The organism is Collinsella sp. AF15-51, assembly GCF_003462845.1.
Classification (GTDB): Bacteria; Actinomycetota; Coriobacteriia; order Coriobacteriales; family Coriobacteriaceae; genus Collinsella.
The window spans coordinates 1-1,544 of the sequence record NZ_QRYG01000041.1; the positions used below are offsets into that span (position 1 = coordinate 1).

1 protein-coding gene is annotated in these 1,544 nt (G+C 66.8%); it reads left to right on the plus strand.

Annotation, left to right across the window (positions count from 1 at the left end; translation table 11 throughout):
• Positions 1–274: 274 nt before the first annotated feature.
• A complete protein-coding gene (locus DWW51_RS10130) occupies positions 275–1,432 on the plus strand; it encodes an IS110 family transposase (RefSeq protein WP_231501645.1) in 1,158 nt (385 codons plus the stop codon).
• Positions 1,433–1,544: the final 112 nt, after the last annotated feature.

Consider the following 1,544-nt stretch of genomic DNA (forward strand, 5'->3'; position numbering starts at 1 on the left):
CCATTACAGTCTGAAATAGGCCATCGATAAATTTCGATGGCGAGCATTCGGCGCATTGCCTACGATACGGGCAAGCCCCGAGGGGCCGCCGATCGGGCGCCTCCGGATGGCCGTCTGCCCCTGCCCCGTAGAGGGCCCGGGGGGGTGTTGCCACCGGGGGCGCTCGCCGCTCCGGACGACTGATAGGAAACTGCCGGGCGCAAGCGCCACGGCCAGGTAATGTGGGTGTCGCGGGGAGGGGTTCCGATCGGCCTACCGATTGGAGGATACCACCGTGGCACCAATTAGAATGCCGGAAGCCGTCATCGGGCTCGATGTCGGGAAATCGTCCCACTGGGCATGCGTCGCGACTCGAGATGGCGAGGTGCTGTTGAGCGCCCCCGTCGCGAACAGGGAGGACGACCTGGACTCGCTGTTCGGCCGCTTCCCCGATGCGCTCGTGGTCGTCGACCAGTCGCGCAACATAGGCGCCCTCGCGCTCGCCCGCGCCAGGGCGGCCGGGATGTCGGCGGCGTACCTGCCGGGACTCGCGGCGCACGGGGCCGCCAGGCTCTTCGCCGGCGACGCCAAGACCGACGAGCGAAACGCGATGGTCATCGCGAAGACGGCGCTTGGCATCCCCGACGCGCTCCTGCCGGTCGGAGACCCAGGTCCGACGATTGCGGCGGCGAGGGCGCTGGCCGCCCAGAGGAACTTCCTGACCTGCGAGAACACTAGGAATAAGAACCGGCTGCGCAGCATCCTGCTGGAATCGTGCCCCGCCTTCGAGGCGCTGGTCGACCTGTCCGACGGGCCCCAGCTGAGGCTCATGGCATCCCTCGGCGGGGCCTGGTCGGTAGCCGACGCCGGGCCCCGCAGGGCGGCGGCGCTCACGCGTGGGGCGGCGCGCGGTAAGATCGAGGCCCTCGTCCGCTCGACAACCTCCTCGACAAGGCCGGATGCGTCGGTCGTCGCCGCCGAGGACCGGGCGGTGAAACTGCTCGCGCGCAGGATATCCGAGAACTCGGCGGAGATCGAGGCGATCACGGCGGAGATCTCCGCCCTGCTCGAGGGCGACGATACCTACCGATGCCTCCTGACGGTGCCGGGCATCGGGCCCAAAACCGCTTCCGAGCTTGCGATCTCCATCGACATCGAAGACTTCCCCAGTCACGACAGGCTCGCGTCGTACTGCGGCCTGGCGCCGCGCAACCGCCAGTCGGGAACCTCGATCTCCTCGGTGACGGCATCGCGCCAAGGCAACAAGAGGCTGAAGAACCTGCTCATATTCTCATGTAACTGCCTTACCCGGACAGAGGGGAGATGGGGCGACTACTACACCAGGTGCCGGGAGCGGGGCATGTCGCACGGCAAGGCGCTCAAGGCGCTGGCGCGAAAGAGACTGAAGGTCATCTACGCGGTCATGCGAGACAGGGTGCCTTACGCAGCCTAGCCGAAACGCACCGAGCAGACTGAAGCCCACCGGCCTAATGGCTTGGCGTCAGCATGCCGCGATTCGGTCGCACGGAGAGCATTTCCCAGTTGACAAAACTATAGGAACACCC